The sequence below is a fragment of the Marinomonas sp. ATLA20 genome, assembly GCF_057180105.1.
The window spans coordinates 136,663-156,286 of record NZ_JBXUKU010000008.1 but is presented as its reverse complement, the minus strand read 5'-3'; the positions used below and the strand labels follow the sequence as shown (position 1 = coordinate 156,286).

At 45.4% G+C, this 19,624-nt stretch carries 18 protein-coding genes; 9 read left to right on the top strand and 9 right to left on the bottom strand.

Annotated elements, in window-relative coordinates:
- The first annotated feature begins 157 nt into the window (after window positions 1-157).
- The 7 genes from pcnB (at window position 158) to AC2A4J_RS14640 (ending at window position 7,075) form a co-directional block, all read left to right on the top strand.
- On the top strand, window positions 158-1,615 hold the full coding sequence (gene pcnB / locus AC2A4J_RS14670) for a polynucleotide adenylyltransferase PcnB (protein ID WP_484176559.1): 1,458 nt from the start codon (window positions 158-160) through the stop codon (window positions 1,613-1,615).
- 14 nt (window positions 1,616-1,629) lie between these two features.
- Entirely contained in the window at window positions 1,630-2,112 is a 483-nt protein-coding gene (gene folK / locus AC2A4J_RS14665; protein WP_255829314.1) for a 2-amino-4-hydroxy-6-hydroxymethyldihydropteridine diphosphokinase, read from the top strand.
- A 3-nt stretch (window positions 2,113-2,115) separates the two neighbouring features.
- Complete coding sequence (panB, locus tag AC2A4J_RS14660) at window positions 2,116-2,943, top strand: 3-methyl-2-oxobutanoate hydroxymethyltransferase (RefSeq protein ID WP_114413660.1); 828 nt, start codon at window positions 2,116-2,118, stop codon at window positions 2,941-2,943.
- Window positions 2,940-3,791 carry a pantoate--beta-alanine ligase gene (panC, locus tag AC2A4J_RS14655; RefSeq protein ID WP_114413659.1) on the top strand — a complete coding sequence of 284 codons (852 nt, stop codon included), beginning with the start codon at window positions 2,940-2,942 and terminating at the stop codon, window positions 3,789-3,791. The genes panB and panC overlap by 4 nt, the downstream gene beginning before the upstream one ends.
- 27 nt (window positions 3,792-3,818) lie before the next feature.
- Window positions 3,819-5,465, top strand: coding sequence for a glucose-6-phosphate isomerase (gene pgi, locus AC2A4J_RS14650; RefSeq protein WP_484176558.1), 1,647 nt, complete (start codon window positions 3,819-3,821; stop codon window positions 5,463-5,465).
- 340 nt (window positions 5,466-5,805) lie between these two features.
- Entirely contained in the window at window positions 5,806-6,669 is an 864-nt protein-coding gene (locus AC2A4J_RS14645) for a hypothetical protein (protein ID WP_484176557.1), read from the top strand.
- Window positions 6,653-7,075, top strand: a complete 423-nt coding sequence (locus AC2A4J_RS14640) for a hypothetical protein (protein WP_484176556.1) — start codon at window positions 6,653-6,655, stop codon at window positions 7,073-7,075. Before AC2A4J_RS14645 ends, AC2A4J_RS14640 begins: the two co-directional genes overlap by 17 nt.
- A gap of 23 nt (window positions 7,076-7,098) precedes the next feature.
- Here the strand turns inward: AC2A4J_RS14640 and AC2A4J_RS14635 are convergent, their stop codons facing one another.
- The 8 genes from AC2A4J_RS14635 to AC2A4J_RS14600 form a co-directional block, all read right to left on the bottom strand.
- A complete protein-coding gene (locus AC2A4J_RS14635) occupies window positions 7,099-8,235 on the bottom strand; it encodes a Fic family protein (protein ID WP_484176555.1) in 1,137 nt (378 codons plus the stop codon).
- 103 nt (window positions 8,236-8,338) lie between these two features.
- Window positions 8,339-9,352, bottom strand: coding sequence for a lipoate--protein ligase (gene lplA / locus AC2A4J_RS14630; RefSeq protein ID WP_484176554.1), 1,014 nt, complete (start codon window positions 9,350-9,352; stop codon window positions 8,339-8,341).
- A gap of 121 nt (window positions 9,353-9,473) precedes the next feature.
- Complete coding sequence (greA, locus tag AC2A4J_RS14625) at window positions 9,474-9,950, bottom strand: transcription elongation factor GreA (RefSeq protein ID WP_255826720.1); 477 nt, start codon at window positions 9,948-9,950, stop codon at window positions 9,474-9,476.
- Window positions 9,950-13,165 carry a carbamoyl-phosphate synthase large subunit gene (gene carB, locus AC2A4J_RS14620; RefSeq protein WP_255826722.1) on the bottom strand — a complete coding sequence of 1,072 codons (3,216 nt, stop codon included), beginning with the start codon at window positions 13,163-13,165 and terminating at the stop codon, window positions 9,950-9,952. The genes greA and carB overlap by 1 nt, the downstream gene beginning before the upstream one ends.
- 23 nt (window positions 13,166-13,188) lie before the next feature.
- Entirely contained in the window at window positions 13,189-14,319 is a 1,131-nt protein-coding gene (gene carA / locus AC2A4J_RS14615; protein WP_484176553.1) for a glutamine-hydrolyzing carbamoyl-phosphate synthase small subunit, read from the bottom strand.
- Between the two features lie 262 nt (window positions 14,320-14,581).
- A complete protein-coding gene (locus AC2A4J_RS14610) occupies window positions 14,582-15,133 on the bottom strand; it encodes a DJ-1 family glyoxalase III (RefSeq protein WP_484176552.1) in 552 nt (183 codons plus the stop codon).
- A gap of 22 nt (window positions 15,134-15,155) precedes the next feature.
- Complete coding sequence (locus AC2A4J_RS14605) at window positions 15,156-15,674, bottom strand: GNAT family N-acetyltransferase (RefSeq protein ID WP_484176551.1); 519 nt, start codon at window positions 15,672-15,674, stop codon at window positions 15,156-15,158.
- 31 nt (window positions 15,675-15,705) lie between these two features.
- Window positions 15,706-16,551 carry a hypothetical protein gene (locus AC2A4J_RS14600; RefSeq protein WP_484176550.1) on the bottom strand — a complete coding sequence of 282 codons (846 nt, stop codon included), beginning with the start codon at window positions 16,549-16,551 and terminating at the stop codon, window positions 15,706-15,708.
- 178 nt (window positions 16,552-16,729) lie between these two features.
- Here AC2A4J_RS14600 and AC2A4J_RS14595 point away from each other — a divergent pair, with 178 nt between their 5' ends.
- Window positions 16,730-17,518 carry a transporter substrate-binding domain-containing protein gene (locus tag AC2A4J_RS14595; RefSeq protein ID WP_484176549.1) on the top strand — a complete coding sequence of 263 codons (789 nt, stop codon included), beginning with the start codon at window positions 16,730-16,732 and terminating at the stop codon, window positions 17,516-17,518.
- A gap of 105 nt (window positions 17,519-17,623) precedes the next feature.
- Window positions 17,624-18,430, top strand: coding sequence for an amino acid ABC transporter permease (locus AC2A4J_RS14590; RefSeq protein ID WP_484176548.1), 807 nt, complete (start codon window positions 17,624-17,626; stop codon window positions 18,428-18,430).
- A gap of 155 nt (window positions 18,431-18,585) precedes the next feature.
- Here the strand turns inward: AC2A4J_RS14590 and AC2A4J_RS14585 are convergent, their stop codons facing one another.
- Window positions 18,586-19,590: a TIGR03842 family LLM class F420-dependent oxidoreductase gene (locus tag AC2A4J_RS14585; RefSeq protein ID WP_484176547.1), complete on the bottom strand. Its 1,005-nt coding sequence runs from the start codon at window positions 19,588-19,590 to the stop codon at window positions 18,586-18,588.
- Window positions 19,591-19,624 lie beyond the last annotated feature (34 nt).

Below are 19,624 nucleotides of genomic sequence, written 5' to 3'. Positions count from 1 at the left end.
GCGATTATTTTATTTACTGATTAGTAAATATTCAATCGCTTCAGTTATCTCTTCTATATCGACATACCCATTTTGCTCAAACAATACCATTATCCGTGTAACTTTAGTTCATCACGTGTAGAATGACCTTTTCGTTAACTTTAAAATTTGTTGTCTAATGCTTACAGGATTAAAATCTCTGGTACGTAAAGCTACCTCACTGTTTGCCTCTCCAAAGGCACAGACTTACCCTATTATCATCCCTCGCAGCGATCACAGCTTATCTCGACAAGACTTAAGCCCAAATGCCGTCAAAGTATTGTATCGCTTAAATAAAGCGGGCTTCGACGCCTTTCTTGTTGGTGGCTGCGTTCGAGACCATCTTATTGGCATTGAGCCAAAAGATTTTGACGTTGTTACCAACGCGACTCCCGAAGAAGTTCACACCATATTCTCAAACTCAAGACTGATTGGCCGCCGATTCAAATTGGTCCATGTAACGTTTGGGCGCGAAATCATCGAAGTCTCAACATTTAGAGCCAATTCCGCTCAAGACGACAGCAATGATGACAATTCGCAGAACACTTCTTTGAAAGGCAAAGACTCCGCACGATCTGCCCATGGCATCGTCTTGCGCGATAACGTCTATGGCAACATTGAAGAAGACGCAGAACGCCGAGACTTCACTTTTAACGCTTTATATTACAATGTTCAGGACTTCAGTATTCACGATTACTGCGGCGGCCTGAAAGACATTGAAAATAAACAGATTCGTATCATTGGTGATGCTCGTCAGCGCTATCAAGAAGACCCTGTTCGCATGCTGCGTGCTATTCGCTTTGCCGGTAAGTTAGGGTTCGAATTGGAAGCAGAAACAGCGGCACCAATCAAAGAAATGGCACATCTTCTGGATCACATTCCACCTGCACGCCTATTTGAAGAAGTATTAAAACTGCTTGGCAGTGGCAATGGCATTGATACTTTTCATTTACTTCGCCAATACGGTTTGTTCCGCTACTTATTTCCAGATGCTGAAGCCTTATTGCAAAGTGGTTGGAAGCGTCACGACATCGACCCTGAAGCCTTCATTCTGCAAGGCCTAAAAAACACCGACGACCGCATCCAAAGCGGAAAAACCACTGCACCATATTTCTTGTATGCTGTACTGCTTTGGCCTAGCGTTGCACTTCGTCATGAAGAATTTCAAGCGCAGGGCATGCCAGCAACACCAGCTTTGCACCAAGCCGCTAACATGGTACTAGACAACCAAGTCGCATCCACCGCTATCCCGCGCCGATTCTCCACGCCAATGCGTGAAATCTGGGACATGCAGTACCGACTACCAAAGCGCTACGGCAAACGAGCGTTTCTACTACTTGAACATCCTCGCTTCCGTGCGGGTTTCGACTTCTTGTTGATTCGAGAACTAAGCGGTACTGACTTAGATGGATTGGGCGATTGGTGGGAGAAATTCCAGCACGGCACAGAAAGCCAACAAAGAGACCTGATCAAAAGTATCGATTCATTCACGAAAGACAAGGATGGCCCTAAAAAGCGCCGCCCTCGTCGTCGTAGAAAGAGCAATGGCAACACATCCGAAACAGCTAAACCACAAAGCGAAACTTTTGACGAGTAAGAGGATGCGCCTTGATACACGCTTATATTGGCCTCGGCAGTAATCTTGAAAATCCAGTGGCACAACTTGATCGCGCCATTGAAACCCTAAAGAAACACGACGATCTAAAAAATCTTCGTGTTTCTTCTATTTACGGCAGCAAGCCCGTTGGCCCACAAGATCAACCGGACTACATTAACGCCGTCGCCTCATTTAACACCGATCTTCCCCCGCTCGCCCTACTTGATCTATTACAAAGTATTGAACAGTCACAACGTCGAGTCAGAGAACGTCATTGGGGACCGCGCACCCTAGATCTAGATCTGTTATTGTACGGACAAGAAAGAATACAATTACCAAGACTAAACGTGCCACATCCCTTTATGCTAGAACGAGGGTTTGTGATAAAGCCGCTTAGCGACCTAGCTCCCGATATGCTCTTAGAAAATGGCAAAACCGTTACAGAGCAGCTACACCAACTTGATACCAGCGATTTGGTTTTTATCAAAGAAGAATAAACTATGTACTCAGATAACTCACAAAGAAAACTCACCAAACCTGTTACCTTATCCACTCTCAAAAAAATGAAAGCGGAAAAAGAAAAAATCACCTGTTTAACAAGTTATGACGCCTCTTTCACCAATGTCATGAACGTCGCAGGCGTTGAAACGATTTTGGTCGGTGATTCTTTGGGCATGGTCATACAAGGCCAAGACAGCACATTACCCGTAACAATCGAAGACATGTGCTATCACACCGCAGCGGTAAAACGAGGCAACACCAACGCTTTTATCCTCACAGACATGTCTTTCATGAGTTACAGCAAACCAGAACAAGCGCTCGATAACGCAGCAAAGTTAATGCAAGCCGGCGCAAACATGGTCAAATTAGAAGGCGGAAGCTGGTTAGCAGACACCGTAAAACTACTCAGCCAGCGTGGCATTCCTGTTTGTGCGCATTTAGGCCTAACCCCTCAGTCCGTACATAAATTTGGTGGCTACAAAGTACAAGGCAAAAGCCAAGATGCGGCCGATTTACTACTGCAGGAGTCGCTGGATCTTGTCGCTGCTGGCGCCGACATTCTTCTATACGAGTGCATCCCAACCGAACTCGGCAAAACACTGACAGAAGCCGTTCCAGTGCCCACCATTGGCATAGGTGCTGGTCATCACACAGATGGCCAAGTATTGGTAATGCACGATATGCTCGGCATCAACCTAGGTCACACACCAAAATTCGTCAAAAACTTCTTAACCGATGGCCGCAATGTGACAGAAGCCTTTGAAGCCTACGTCAAAGAAGTAAAAGACATGACATTCCCTGGGGCTGAGCACGGATTCAAATCATGAAAACATTCCACACCGTCGCTGAGCTTCGAACAGCACTGAAAATAGAACGCTTGAAAGACAAAAATATTGTGTTTGTCCCAACCATGGGCAACCTACATGATGGCCATATGTCACTAATTCGAAAAGCAAAAGAAGAAGGCGACGTCATTGTGTCATCTATCTTCATCAACCCAATGCAATTTTCGGATCAAAGCGACTTAGAGCGTTACCCAAAAACCTTGGAAGAAGACAAACGAGTCCTTGAGGCCAATGGCTGTCATTACCTGTTTGCACCAGATGCACTGGAAATGTACCCAGATGGTAAACGCAGCCAAACGCAAATTGAAGTCGTCGGCATTTCTGACATTCTTTGTGGAGCGTCTCGCCCAGGCCATTTTGTTGGTGTTTCCACTGTCGTGACAAAATTATTTAATATTGTTCAGCCAGACTGTGCCATATTTGGTAACAAAGACTTTCAACAACTTAAAGTTATTGAAGACATGGTGCGAGATCTAAGCTCTAACGTACGCATCATCGGAGTAGACACAGCACGTAACGAAGATGGCCTAGCCATGAGTTCGCGTAATGGTTACCTAACAGAAGAAGAAAGACGTATCGCACCAACAATTTATCAAACTTTGTTATGGGCGAAAGATGCGCTAATTAAAAACAGTGCGAGTCACGAGGACATCTGCGAACAAGCTCAAAAGAAGCTTGAAGCGGCTGGTTTCCGTCGTGATTATTTCGAAATCCGCGCACAAGAAAGCTTACAAACACCATCAGAAGAAGAGAAGCGCCTCGTCATATTGACGGCGGCATATCTAGGCAAAGCACGCTTAATTGATAACTTACGTGTAGAACTTGCTTAATTCACTTTGAGATCTAGGGAGATTGTAATGGGCTCACCCACCGAATTAACTACTTGGCAGAAACTAGCAGAGCACAAGCAAGAAATGGCTGCTGTCAGCATGAAGTCTTTGTTTGAAGCGGACCCAAGCCGTGCTGAAAAATACACCACTCAAGCAGCTGGCTGGACATTAGATTACGCAAAAAACCGCGCCAATGAAAAAACGATTTCTCTACTAACAGACCTAGCAAAAGAAGCGGGACTTGAAAGCGCCATCAAAGGCATGTTCAGCGGTGCACATATTAACAACACCGAAGACCGCTCTGTATTGCACATCGCCCTACGCGCTAGCCAAGCACAAGAATCATTAATGGTCGATGGCGTTAACGTCTTGGCAGAAGTACGCGCAACTCTCAAGCAGATGGAACAGTTTGTCGCGCAATTACACAGCGGCGAATGGAAAGGCTACAGCGACAAAACCATTACAGACGTCGTATCGATCGGCATCGGCGGCTCTTACCTTGGGCCAAAAGTCGTTGCTGAAGCACTAACGCCATACAAAAAAGACAATATTAAAGTTCACTTCGTTGCCAACATTGATGGTTCAGACATCACCGGCAAACTGAAGCAATTGAACCCAGAAACTACCGTATTTGTTATTTCGTCTAAAACCTTCGGCACCTTAGAAACTTTGTCTAACGCTAACGCTGCGCGTGACTGGTTCCTAAGCAACGGCGGCACACAAGAGAACGTCAGCAAACATTTCGCAGCCGTTAGCTCCAACGTGAAAAAAGCCGTTGATTTTGGCATGGCGAAAGAGAACATCTTCCCAATGTGGGATTGGGTTGGCGGGCGCTACTCACTTTGGTCTGCCATTGGCTTACCTGTTGCCATCGCCGTTGGCATGGACAACTTCTACGCCTTGCTCGATGGCGCTCACCAAATGGACGAGCACTTCCGTACCGCTCCATTTGAAGAAAACCTACCGGTAATCATGGGCGCCCTTGGCGTGTGGTATATCAACTTCCACAACGCACAAACTCACGCTTTGATTCCTTACGACCATTACCTACGTGCCATGCCTGCTCACATCCAGCAGCTTGATATGGAAAGTAATGGTAAAGCAAATCTATTGAATGGCGACGGCGTAGAAACCGACACAGGCCCAATCATTTGGGGCGGTGCTGGCACCAACGGCCAACACGCTTATCACCAGTTATTACATCAAGGCACACGCCTAGTGCCTGTGGATTTTATCGCACCATTGGCGTCTCACAACCCCATTGGCGAACACCATACACAATTGTTTGCTAACTGCTTAAGCCAGTCGCAAGCCTTGATGGTCGGTAAAACCCTTGAGCAAGCAGAGCAAGAACTTCGCGATGCCGGCGCAACCGCCGAGCAAGTCGCTAAAATTGCACCGCATAAAGTGATCAAGGGCAACCGCCCAAGCAACACCTTATTGACCGATAAAATGACACCAGCCACCGTGGGTGCCTTGATCGCCCTCTACGAGCACCGTACATTTGTACAAGGCACCATCTGGGGCATCAACTCATTCGACCAATGGGGCGTAGAACTGGGCAAAGTATTGGGTACAGACATCTACAACCGCCTTGTTAGCGACAGCGACAACAGTGCACTGGATGCTTCAACCCAAGCACTGATCAAAGCGTTCAAGAAAGCTCAGGCTTAACAGCTAAACTTTCTGTCATTTCATTAAAAACACCAGCCTCGGCTGGTGTTTTTGTTTATCTTAGAGCCAATAAACCAATCGTAGGGCATCATAAGCGCAGCGTAATGTGCCGAAGAAAGCGAAGCTTTCATGTAGATTGCAGCTTCAACCCAAAACCGACTTTTGTACATGACACCAAGCCAAGCGACGTTTCTCTCTCGAAACTATCGCCTACCTCATCGAAACGCCGCTTGGCTTTTTGATGGCATATAGCTAAAGTGTATCTTTACAAAATACGATTAAATGCTTATCTAAAAGTTATCCCTTAACTTAAAATCCCAACCACCAAAAGGAATTGTATGTGATACCGGAATTATCAATAAAACTAGATTATATAAAATGTCGACAGAATCCAGCTGAAGTCTTTGAAGCAATGGCACTATATATAAATGCCTATCGTGACTTAGGCCAATTATTAAGCAACTCTATTGGCATAAAAGCTGACTTTGATTTTCAACTAAATGATGTTGAAAAAAGTTCAATTCTTAGCAAGTTATCAGCAATACGCGGAAAAATTGACGAAAAGCTAGAAGCAGCATTTTATAACTCAGGAAATAACTTATTCAAAGAACTAACAGATGTTGAAGTGACCGAAACAGAGGAACAAGTTGAGTTGCTAGCAGCTACTTTAGAAACATCTTTATCTAATAATTTACCCACCCTAATAGCCGACCCACATATTGATAGGCAAAACTTAGCTTTTGTTTTAGATAAATTTTCAACAGCAAATCAAAAAATAAAACCAGATGAATCTATCACCATTAGTAGTAACACAGACAATAGAACAGCCTTTAAATTTAATACTTCATGGCGCTTTAGCGGAAAACCAAAAGAAATGTTTCAAGGACATACAGAAAATAAAGAGTTTGATGACAAACTTTATGTGACAGTTTCAGTAAACGAAGGTAATTCCGTATGGTCATTTCGAAGCTTAGCCCTAGAAAAACGATTCAGTGGCAGAATCACTCACAAGGAATGGTTAGATAGATATCAAGAGGGATTAATTCCTCCCATAGGCCCTAAAGACCTTATTGAAGCAAGTATAAGCTTAGACATTTACACTCCACCTAAAGGGAAAGGACAGCCTCAAATCAGAAACGCAAAAATAATTAACATTAGCGACATTAAACGTAATAGTGGACTTCAGTATGAGCTTGACACTTAGTTCAAGAGAAAAAAGGGCTACTTTTGCCGAATTGAAAGCCGAATATTTATTCATTGCCATTCCTTTTTTACTTCTAATTTCAGTAAAGTTATATATCGCCACATGGCAGGAAATTGTTATGTCTCCCGAATGGTCTCTTGCTGCATGTTTAATATTCGGCCAAATAACATCTAAGGTGTCTAAGGCCGTTGCAAGTACGAAAGCAAAAACAAGTGAGCAATTTTTTGGCTGGTATACAGCAAAGCGCTTTCTATTGGTTGTAATTTCAATAACAGCTTACTTCGGCATGCTAGCTAAACCCTCTATGCTACTTGGATATACACAAATATTTATATTTATTATGGCAAGTTACTTTCATTTTAAAGATGGTTTCGCAACAAAACTACTTCAAAAAAATAATACATAAAGCAAAATTGAAAAATTACTAAATCAAAGCTTCACCCCATACCTCGCGTTCCTGCCGCCGCCTTCTAGGCGATATAAACAATTTTTATCGACTAAGTCGCTGAGGTCTCGGGTTGCGGTGGCTTTGGAGCTGCTGGTGATGCCCATGTATTTTTTGGCACTGAGTCCACCTTCGAAGCCGTCGGATCCTGCATTAAAGAGTTTGTTAAGTACTTTCTTTTGGCGTTCGTTCAGTTCGGTGTGTTGATGTTTTTCCCAGAATTTGGCTTTCTTCAATACAAAGTCAACTTTCTGAGCAGCTTCTTGCTGCGCCAACAGAACCGAGTCAACAAACCATTTTACCCAGTCGGTAATATCTAAATTGAGTTGGCTGGCTTTGTTTAGTCCATCGTAATAGGCGTTTTTGTCTTTCTCGATTATCGTCGACAAGCTAAGTAATGGCGGTCGGTTGAGGTCTTGAGCCAATGCCATTTCGGCAATCGCTCGCCCTACTCGACCGTTGCCATCATCAAATGGGTGGATGGTTTCAAACCACAAGTGCGCAATCGCTGAGCGAACAGGACCAGAGAGAACGATATCTCTCTCTGCTTTTAATGGGTTCGAGCAGTTAAACCAATCTAGAAATCGGTTTATTTCTGTATCGATTTGATGCGCTGGCGGCGCTTCGTAATGCACTTTCTCATAGCCAATTGGGCCTGAGACAATTTGCATAGGTTCTGCGGAATCTCGCCATTGACCAACTTTGAGGTTACGAGGCAATAGGCTAATTTCTTGCTGCGGAAGGACTAATTGATGCCAATGAAACAAAGTGGCTTTTGTGAGTTCGCCAGCGAAGCTATTACGCACGTCGACCATCAAGGCGGCCATACCCTCTGCCCGTGGATCGGCGACTCGCGTTGGTGGATTACTCAAGCCTAAAAAGTTCTTAATAGAGGAGCGCACGTCTTCTCGATCCAAACGCTCGCCTTCTATCTGGCTGGTGTTGATGGCTTCGCTAACCATGAGGTCGATATAGGCATCGTACTGCAAAGTATTTTCAAGCTGACTCATTCCGCCGGACAAACGACCAGCCTCTAGCACATACTGATACAAAGCGTCTCGGCATTGAGTTTCGTCAAAGGTAAAGTTTGGCCAATCAGGATGTTGCCAGCTGTATTTCATAATATGAGCCGATTAAGTGAATTATTCGGCTCAGAATAACATTATATTGTGAGCCGAATAAATCGTTTATTCGGCTCACGGATCTATATACGCAGGTTTTAACCTAAGCAACCGCCTTAACCAACCACGCTTTCATCTCTTCTAAATCCGCTCTATGGTCGGGATAGCTTTCAATAACCAAGTCGACACAATCTGCAATGGCATCTGGTCGGTAGGTGACGCCAACGAGTTTTTCTGCAAGTTGTTCGATTGGATCGGGGAACAAGCTGTCGGTGAAGGTTTGCGCGGCGGTAATTTTCGCGTTATTCAGGTCAAGGTGAATCTCTACGCCGCCCCATTTGAATCGCTCGTCTAGCGTGTGGGTAAATTGCGGCGATTTGCCAAAGTTCCAATCCCAGCTTTGTTGTTGTTCAAACTTCTCAAGGAAGCCAGGCAGGTCAGGTAAGGCTTCAGGGGAAATTTCTTCAATGGTTGGAGTTTCATCAAAGTATTCACAGAAAGACGCCACAATGGCGTCACACACCAATGGGTGGTTAATTTGTGGATAAAGTGAATCAAGGTTGGTCACACGAGATCGAACAGAAGTAATGCCTTTTGATTGGAGCTTTTTCACATCTGGATTTAGGTAATTGGCTAAACGGCTTAAGTCTGCATGCAGTAATAAGGTGCCATGGTGAAAACCTCGGTCTTTGGTTTCTTTATAAGCAGAGCCGGAGAATTTACGCATTTCTTCGCCTTCCCCCACCACTAAGTCATTTCGACCATTGGCGTAGCCTTCAATACCAAGCCTCTTCAAGCCTTGCAGAACGATCTCAGTCGACACTTCTTTGTTGTACTCTGGCTTTCCAGCCATAAAAGTGAAGTTAGTATTACCCAAGTCATGGAACACTGCTCCGCCGCCACTTTGGCGACGAGCAAGATGAATACTATCTTGCTCCATCTTATTAATATTGCATTCTTTCCAAGGATTTTGAGAGCGACCAATCACTACCGTGTCGGCATTACGCCATAGAAACAACACGCGCTGGTCTGCTGACATGGAGCGGAAAATACAATCTTCCACCGCGAGGTTAAAGTGAGGATTATTAGAATGGGAGATCAAAATTCGGCTTGCCATGGCAATTTCTCTTGTCACAAAAGGAGTAAGCTTAAAAATCAGCTATCTTTATAACGTTTTCTCAGACATAAAAAAACCACGGCGCTTTCACACCGTGGTTTTTAAGAGAAGATCTAACACATCAGATGTATTCGACTTTCTCAACTTCGTAGGTTGCTTCACCACTAGGGATTTTAACGACAACTTCGTCGCCTTCTTCTTTCCCTATGATTGCTTTCGCGATAGGTGAAGCGTAAGAGATTTTTTTCTCTTTCACATCGGATTCGTCGTCACCAACAATTTTGTAAGTAACCGTCTCTTCGGTATCAACATTGAAAAGTGTCACTGTTGTGCCAAAAATAACTTTGCCAGATGCTGGCAGCGTTTTCACGTCAATCACTTGTGAATCTGCAAGTTTGCCTTCGATCTCTTTAATACGACCTTCAGCGAATCCCTGCTCTTCACGAGCGGCGTGATATTCTGCGTTTTCTTTTAAGTCGCCATGCTCACGCGCGGTTGCGATATCCGCAATCACGCGAGGACGGACGACAGTTTTCAAGTGATTAAGCTCTTCTCTAAGACGAGCTTCACCCTCTACTGTCATTGGTACTTTTTTCATTATTTCCCCAAGTGCAAATCTTGCAGTCTTCTAACTTTCGTTTCACCTGTTAGGCTAATCGCCATACTCGTTGCTTCAGCTCCAGCCAATGTCGTAGTGTAACAAACCTTACGCTGTAAAGCTGTACGACGAATAACAGAAGAATCTGCAATCGCTTGCGTACCTGACGTGGTGTTGATGATGTAATCAATTTCGCCATTTTTCATCATATCAACGATATGCGGACGACCTTCATTCACCTTGTTCACTTTACGAACTTCAACGCCACGTTCCGTTAGATATTTCGCTGTGCCTTCGGTGCCGACAAGATCGAAACCTAGTTCTGCCAAGCGACGAGCTACATCTACAGCGCCTTCTTTGTCCATATCACGAACACTGATAAAAGCACGGCCCGATGTTGGCAGTTCAGTACCACCACCAAGAACCGCTTTACCAAAGGCTTCTGCGAAGGTATCACCTACACCCATGACTTCGCCTGTAGACTTCATTTCAGGCCCAAGAATCGGATCGACGCCTTGGAACTTGTTGAATGGGAAAACGGCTTCTTTCACGCTGTAGTAAGAAGGGATGATTTCTTTGGTGAAACCAAGCTCTTCCAGTGTTTTACCCGCCATAACCAAGGCAGCCACTTGCGCCAAAGAACGACCGATACACTTAGACACGAAAGGCACAGTACGTGATGCACGAGGGTTCACCTCGATCACGTAAATTTCACCATCCTGAACGGCAAGCTGAGTATTCATCAAACCAACAACGCCAAGCTCTAGCGCCATGTTAGTGATCATTTCACGAATGTCGTCTTGCACTTCTTTTGACAAAGAATAGGGAGGCAAAGAACACGCAGAGTCACCAGAGTGAACGCCCGCTTGTTCGATATGCTGCATGATGCCGCCGATAACCACTTGATTACCATCGCTGATACAGTCGATATCGATCTCAATCGCGGCATTCAAGAAGTGGTCTAGCAATACAGGGCTGTCATTAGACACTTTCACAGCACTGGTCATGTAACGCATCAATTCTTTTTCGTTGTACACGATTTCCATCGCTCGGCCGCCCAATACATAAGAAGGGCGAACAACAAGTGGATAACCGATGACGGCGGCTTTCGCTGCCGCTTGTTCAATACTGCGCACTGTCGCGTTATGAGGCTGCTTGTAACCCAAACGCTGGATCATGCTTTGGAAACGCTCACGATCTTCTGCACGGTCAATAGACTCTGGCGTTGTACCAATGATTGGCACGCCTTCGTTTTGCAAAGCACGAGCAATTTTCAGTGGTGTTTGACCACCAAACTGGACAATAACGCCTTTTGGTTTTTCTTTACGTACGATTTCCAACACGTCTTCAAGCGTTACTGGCTCGAAATACAAACGATCAGATGTATCGTAATCAGTCGATACGGTTTCAGGGTTACAGTTCACCATGATGGTTTCGTAACCGTCTTCACGTAGACCTAGTGCTGCGTGTACACAGCAGTAATCAAATTCAATACCTTGACCGATACGGTTTGGACCACCACCAAGGATGATGATTTTATCGCGATCCGTTGGGGCTGCTTCACATTCATCTTCGTACGTTGAGTACATGTAAGCTGTATCAGTCGCAAACTCAGCAGAACAAGTATCTACACGTTTGTAAACTGGGTGAACATCCATCAAATAACGACGTTCACGCATAGACTTCTCAGTCACACTTAACAAGCTAGCAAGACGCGCGTCAGAGAAACCTTTACGCTTCAAACGACGAATTACGTCGTAAGTCATGTCGATCAGACCTTTGTCTGCCAACGCCAATTCTTCTTTGATCAAATCTTCGATTTGTACCAAGAACCAATGATCAACGCCTGTTGCAGCGTATACTTCGTCAACCGTCATGCCAGAACGGAAAGCATCACCAATGTACCAAATACGATCAGAACCTGGAGATTGAAGCTCGTAAGCCAATTTCTCTTTGCTGTTTTCTTCAGAGAAATCTAGCTGAGGGTTAAAGCCATCGGAGCCAGTTTCTAGACCGCGAAGCGCCTTTTGCAAAGACTCTTGGAAAGTACGGCCAATCGCCATGACTTCACCAACAGATTTCATTTGCGTCGTTAGACGATCATTAGCAGTTGGGAATTTCTCGAAAGTGAAACGAGGAATCTTAGTCACAACGTAGTCGATTGCTGGCTCGAAGCTCGCTGGCGTTTGGCCGCCAGTGATGTCGTTTTGCAACTCATCAAGGGTGTAACCAATCGCCAATTTCGCAGCGATTTTCGCAATTGGGAAACCCGTTGCTTTCGATGCCAAGGCAGACGAACGAGATACACGAGGGTTCATCTCAATAACCACAAGACGACCTGTTTGTGGATCCATACCAAACTGTACGTTAGAACCACCGGTTTCTACGCCGATCTCACGCAATACTGCCAAAGAGGCGTTACGCATGATTTGATATTCTTTGTCAGTCAAGGTTTGTGCTGGCGCAACGGTAATAGAGTCACCTGTGTGAACACCCATTGCGTCGAAGTTTTCAATTGCACAAACGATGATGCAGTTGTCTTTTTTGTCGCGGACAACTTCCATCTCATACTCTTTCCAACCGATCAAAGATTCATCGATTAGCAATTCATTGGTTGGAGACAAATCCAAACCACGAGTACAGATTTCGTCGAACTCTTCCATGTTGTATGCGATACCGCCACCGGTGCCGCCCATGGTGAAAGAAGGACGAATAATACAAGGGAAGCCAACTTCAGCTTGAACTTTAAGCGCTTCTTCCATGTTGTGGGCAATACCCGCACGCGGACATTCAAGGCCAATGGCACGCATCGCTAGATCAAAACGGCTACGATCTTCCGCTTTATCAATGGCGTCAGCTGTCGCACCGATCATTTCAACATTGTATTTTTCTAGCACACCGTGACGTTCAAGATCCAATGCACAGTTCAATGCCGTTTGACCACCCATCGTCGGTAAAACCGCGTCTGGACGTTCTTTCTCGATAATTTTCTCAACAGTTTTCCATTCAACTGGCTCGATGTAGGTCGCATCCGCCATTGATGGATCTGTCATAATGGTCGCTGGGTTTGAATTCACCAGAATAACGCGGAACCCTTCTTCACGAAGTGCTTTACACGCTTGCGCACCAGAATAGTCAAACTCACAAGCCTGACCGATAACAATCGGGCCAGCACCTAAAATTAAGACGCTTTTTATGTCAGTACGTTTTGGCATAATATTTCGCTCCGCTCCTACTTTTAGGCTTTAGTGGCTTTGATGTTTTCAATAAACTGATCGAACAGCGGCGCAACATCGTGTGGCCCCGGGCTCGCTTCAGGGTGACCTTGGAAGCTGAATGCACTCTTATCTGTACGTGCGATGCCTTGCAAAGAGCCATCGAACAAAGATTTGTGAGTCATCACAAGGTTAGCTGGCAAAGTGTCTTCGTCTACCGCAAAACCGTGGTTTTGGCTGGTGATCATCACTGTGCCTTTTTCAATTGCTTGTACCGGATGGTTTGCACCATGGTGACCAAACTTCATTTTCTTGGTTTTCGCACCAGAAGCCAACGCCAAAAGCTGATGGCCAAGACAAATACCAAAGACAGGAATCTCGGTTTCTAGGATCTCTTTAATGGCTTGAATCGCGTAGTCACATGGCTCTGGGTCACCAGGTCCATTGGAAAGGAATACGCCATCTGGATTCAGCGCCAAAACTTCACTTGCTGGCGTTTTTGCTGGCACAACCGTGATACGGCAGCCACGCTCAACCAACATGCGTAGAATGTTGCGTTTCACACCGTAGTCATAAGCAACTACGTGGAAGTCAAAAGATTCTGGCGTAGTATGACCGTTGACAAGATCCCAAGTAGACTCAGTCCACTCGTACGCTTTTTCAACGGTGACTTCTTTCGCTAGATCCATGCCTTTTAAGCCTGGAAATGCTTTGGCAGCAGCAACGGCAGCGGCTTCATCTAGGTTTTCACCCGCCATGATACAACCTGCTTGCGCGCCTTTTTCACGAAGGATACGAGTCAATTTACGAGTATCGATGTCGGCAATACCAACCACGCCTTTGCGTTTCAAGTAAGAATCTAGAGATTCTTGAGAGCGCCAGCTGCTAGCAACCAAAGGAAGATCACGAATGATCAAGCCTTCACACCACACTTTATCGGATTCTTCATCTTCAGAGTTAACGCCAGTATTCCCGATGTGGGGATAGGTCAAGGTGACCATTTGTCGAGCATAGGAAGGATCGGTAAGAATTTCTTGATAACCAGTCATCGAGGTGTTGAAAACCACCTCGGCAGTTGAGGAGCCATCTGCTCCGATCGACACCCCTTTAAAAATCGTGCCGTCTTCCAGAGCCAGAATCGCTGATGTTGCCAAAGGAACCTCCCATTTAGAGACTATCAGGTTGCAAAAAAGCGAGATAAACCGGTGGCTCATCTCGCTTTTAAGAAATTGCGTTTTTGCCGTTCATCCATTGATGGATAACCAATGAATCTCGCGTTCAAAAAATCTGCCTAATTCTACTCTGATACGACTTTTGCGTCCACCGAATTGCCGCCAAATCTGGCAAAAACACGGAATTTGCACGCATTTTTTCTTGACTTCTTAGTCAAGAATAAGCAAGACGTAAAATAACCTCTTAACACAACAATCCATCAGCGGCATTTTTGGCCGCATCATAACCTTTCAAGTTACCTAATACAGTTAATGAAAAGACCATAGCAGCAGCAGGCCCGCTGCCAGTCAAAATATTACCATCCATCACAACAGGTTCATTGGCAATATATTCAGCCCCCGTCAATCCATCTTCAAACCCTGGATAACAAGTGGCTTGTTTGTCCACCACAAAACCATGCGTACCAAATACCACAGCCGGTGATGCACAGATAGCCGCTAATAAAGCATCTTCAATATCATGTTTTTCCAGCATGTCGATCAGCAATTCACAATCACGCAAATGCTCCGCACCGGGCATTCCACCAGCCAGCACAACCGCATCAAAAATCTGATCCGCGACATCGGTTAATAAAACATCGGCTTCTAGTTTAATACCGTGAGCCATAACAATTTGCTTCGAATCATGAATACTCGCCACAGTAACTTCTACACCACCGCGCCGTAACACATCGATAATCGTAATGGCTTCAATATCTTCATTGCCGTTAGCAATAGGAACTAATACCTTGCTCATACTTTCACCTCTTTCAAATACATTAATTCATTAAGGTCTCTACGACAGCTTCGTTTAAAGACCTTTCTATTTTCAGTGTAAACAAACAGGCCGCTTCTTGACCTTGTTCGGTTTGTCCTTTTCTTTCTATTTGATAATAATTTTTGCGGCGACCGACCAGTTCGAACCCCAAAGACTCATACAAGGAAATAGCCCCTAGATTCGACTCGCGCACCTCCAATAACAGCTCGCTGACATCTAACTGCACGACCGCTTCTGACCAAACCATCATCAACTGTCTGGCTAGCCCCTGTCTACGGACAGAGGAATCAATCACAATTAATTCTAATTCGGATTGATCAAGCACCACCGATGCCGTTAACCAACCAACAATGGATTTTTGCGTTGCATCACCTAACTCAACCACCCAATTTTTGCGTGTTTTTAAGGCGTCAGTGATCAAACTTTCGCCCCAAGGATGAGGGTTAGACAAGGCATCGAGTTGAACAATAGAAAACAAATCTGACTCGGTCGCCAGACGGAAAGAAACGGAAGGAATCATAAAATTTCACGCCTCATTAAAGGCAAAGAGATTAACGGAAAAAGCTTGCTTGCATCGCTTGCCACGCATCTTTGCGCAGTTCAGGAATACGATGCAACTCAGACAAGCTAACAATGTGCGCGGTAGGGTATTGCTTTAATAGACTTTCAGGCGGTAAATCTTCCACCAACTGAGTAATTTGCGCGCCAGCAAGCACTAACCATGGTGTTTCAGGGAAGCCTTTTACCAGACGACCCACATAGCTCTCTAACGCGCCAAACAGCCAATCAGTACGATTCAAAAAGTACGGATTGCGCAACTGGCCCGGCCAAGTAAATGCACTGCCCTGCCATTCATCAATCGGCTGTTTTAACAAGGCTTGTCCCATTTTTAATGCCAAACGCTCAATGTCTTCCGCTTGAGAAAACACCTGCGGGACATCACTTAGAATCAAGAGTTTGTTCGACAAAGCATAAGCGTGAATATTCAGTCGCGTAATTTGGGTGTTCAGTGTTGGATCTGGCTCAACCACAATATCGACAGCCAACTCTTCGATTGGCTGCAAATCTTCAACAATAATTTCCGGCCCTGCATTTAACTGCTCACGAAGGTTATGAACCAAAGGCTCTTTTTCTTCTGGTGATAATTTAGGCATTGGAACCGGCGCAGGCTCGGCAGACTTAAACCCAGCTGCAGACGGATCATCATAAGAGTCCGCAAAGGAATGCGCTGACGAAGCCGCCATATCAATCGGCCAAGGCTGGGGCGGCATAAACACAGTCCCAGTAACATTGCCCGAAACAGACCCACTTTTATCAACAGACAGCCAAGACACCACGCCCATTTGCGCTAAGCAATGAGTTTGAAAAGCCTGTTGAGGTGGTAATTCGCGGGACATAATAACCTTAATCACAGTCGTAAAAGTACACATTCATCGAATTGAATATGGGTAAGCAAATATACTCGCTTACGCCAAGAGATGCCACTTGATGGCCTAAAGCTTGCTAGAGATCTTTGCACTATGGCTGTGTATAATCGCAACCAATTTTGCTAACACTCCCAAAAGGTATGAAAACATGATGTCTTTGTTATCTCGTTTGATGGTTATCGCTGCGGTTTCTATCAGCAGCCTCAGCTTCGCCGACAGCTTGCCAGACCTTAAAGGTCGCACTATTTTAGCTGTCACCGAAAATGCCTACACACCGCTTAACTTTGTCGACCCAGCAACAGGCGAAGGCATTGGTTGGGAATACGATGCCATGAACGAAATTGGCAAACGCCTAAACGCCAAAATTGAATGGCACCTAAGCAGCTGGGACACCATGATTCAAGCCGTCAAACAAGGCCAATACGACGTCGGCATGGACGGCATCACCATTAATGAAGAACGTGCCGCGCAAATCGACTTCACCATTCCTTACATGACCTCTCAGCAATTCATGTTAGTGCGCGCCGATGAAGATCGTTTTAACGATGCAGAATCCTTTGCCGCCAACACAGATCTACAATTTGGCGCACAAGCGGGCACGACTAATTTCTATGTCGCGGTATACGACGTGCTTGATGGTGATGAAAACAACCCTCGCATCACCTTGTTGGACACTTTTGGCGCGTCAGTCCAAGCACTTAAATCTGGCGATGTGGACAGCGTATTAATGGATGCAGCCTCAGCTCGCGGTTACATCGGAGCGAATCCTGGCGCATTTAAAATTGTTGGTGGCCCGTTGGGGTCTGAAGATTTTGGATTCATTTTGGCACCAGGTTCTGATCTTGTTAAACCGATCAATGCGGCAATCAAAAGCATGAAACAAGACGGCACCTTAGAAGCGCTGAATAAAAAATGGTTCTTCGACTATAACCAGTAAAAAATTCCGGTAAATAGAAACAACCACACAGTAACGGAACGTCTACTCAAGGCCTTCCGTTATTAATTGAAGATGACCAAGGAATGGTCCTAATATGAATTGATTATGCCCTTTAAGAAATCCCTAGAACGCACGCCGTGGTGGCTCGTCACCATCATCATTATCGCTCTGGTTTTGTTATGGAACATGATTTCCGACCAAAGCTACCAACGCATCGCAGGCGCACTAAGCGAAGGGTTACTGACCACAATCGGCGTAACCTTCACCGCTTTTATACTAGCAAGTTTTCTTGGGTTATTAATCGCACTGGCAGGATTTTCGCGTTATCGCCTTCTTCGTGAATTTGCCCGTTTTTATGTAGAAATCTTCCGCGGTATTCCAGTGCTCGTTCTACTGTTTTACATTGCCTTTGTCGGCGCACCGGAAATGGTAAAACTCTACAACTGGGTGTTACAAATACCGATCGAAGCGGGCTGGATAGAAAAAGCCCGCACAAGAGATTTCTCCCTACTGTGGCGCGCCATTATCGCCCTAGCCATCAGCTACAGCGCCTTTATTGCTGAAGTCTTCCGCGCAGGCATTCAAGAAGTAGGCAAAGGACAAATAGAAGCCGCAAAAGCATTAGGCTTATCAAACTGGCACCGCTTCCGCCTTATCACCTTGCCCCAAGCCATGCGCAAAATCTTACCGCCCCTTGGCAACGACCTCGTCGCCATGATCAAAGACTCTGCACTCGTCTCGGTATTAGGCGTCCAAGACATCACCCAACTTGGCAAAGTCTTCAGCTCCTCCACCTTCCAATTCTTCGAAACCTACAACGTCGTCGCCTTCATGTACCTCATACTCACACTCAGCTTATCGCTGATGATACGCGCCTTTGAAGCGCATTTAAGACGAAATGATCATCATTGACTAAAGATAACCCCATCCTAGCCTTGGAAGACAAAAGGGGAAGGAACAGAGATGCTTCACCAATAATCCCGAACATCATGAGCGAATAACATTCCGACGAGGGAGGAGATAGTTTCGAGAAGGAATGTTATTCGCTCTATGATTACAACAGCAGCTTAGCCATTAAACACTGGAATAATTTCTTTCCCATATTTGGCGATGATTTCTTCTTCGTCGCCGCTGTCTAGGTAGATGTTAAACTGCGTGGTTCCCGCTGCTTCTAGGTCTTTAATCTTAGCAATATGATCTTCTGGTGTACCCAATACACAGAAGCTTTTCACTATGTCTTCGGTAATGAAATCCAAGAATGGGTTGTCGCTTTGGCCATGTTTTGAATAATCGTAACCACGACGTTTTTCGATGTAATCCGTTAAGCTTTTTGGCACTAAACCTGACTCACTACCGTATTTTTCCACGATATCTGCAACGTGGTTACCTACCATGGCTGGGAACCATTTAGTGTGCTCGATGCAATAATCCATATCACCGAAGTAAGCAGGCGCGGCGGCTTGGACTTTAAAGTTAGACATATCACGCCCTGCGGCTTCACCCGCTGCAAGAGATTGATCTTTAAACCATTTCACCAAGTCAGGATCTCCAATTTGCAAAATCAAACCATCGCCTACTTCGCCCGCCGTCGCCAAGGCTTTCGGGCCATAAGCGCCAATCCAAACAGGTAGCTCGTAACCTGTTGCCCAAGGTAATTTTACGGGCTCTGGGCATTCACCGTATTCCACTTCGTCACCGCGCACCATGGCTTTTACCTTGGTGGTAAATTCCGCTAGGCGCGCCAAGGTCGCTGGCTTTTTACCCATTACTCGCATAGACGAATCGCCACGACCAAGACCAATGTCGAAACGACCATTACTTTGATGCGCCAAACTCGCATACAAGCTGGCTGACAAAGACCAATCACGAATATTCGGGTTGGTCACACAAGGACCAAAACGCATGGTTTTGGTGTGCTCCATGCACATTGCCATAGCGACAAACGACTCACGCCAAAGAATGTGAGAATCGTAAAACCAGCAATAAGTGAAACCAGCGGCTTCCGCCTGACGAACAAGATTTCGCGCGCGATCTGGGCTGACGAAGCCTTTAAACGTAATACCGAATTCCATAATGTGTTCCTCTTGTGATTATGTTTTTAATAAA